At 54.3% G+C, this 232-nt stretch carries 1 protein-coding gene; it reads right to left on the bottom strand.

All coding sequences use genetic code 11. The features are described from left to right. Nucleotides 1-232, bottom strand: a 232-nt coding sequence (locus tag NLF92_RS13840; protein WP_254102858.1) for a hypothetical protein, incomplete at both ends; no start/stop codon positions are given.

Genomic DNA, 232 nt, shown 5'->3' with positions numbered 1-232 from the left:
GTCGAACACCTTTTTCATGGTGTCTTCCACGTTTTGAGTAGGGTTGCTGGCCATGGTCCATAGGTAAAAGCAGCTTTCGTCGGTTTCAGGCGTTAGCCCGTGAAAACCGCGCATGTGAAAGCCGCCACGGTCCGGTGAATCAACGGGTTCGCTGCCTCGTTCCACCGCGCCTGTCCAGATTTCCAGATGTGAGGGGTGAAATACGATTTCCTGCCAGCGGTCTATCTTGCCA

The sequence above is a fragment of the Opacimonas viscosa genome (assembly GCF_024199005.1).
GTDB lineage: Bacteria > Pseudomonadota > Gammaproteobacteria > Enterobacterales > Alteromonadaceae > Opacimonas > Opacimonas viscosa.
This window is presented reverse-complemented; position numbering and strand designations above follow the sequence as displayed.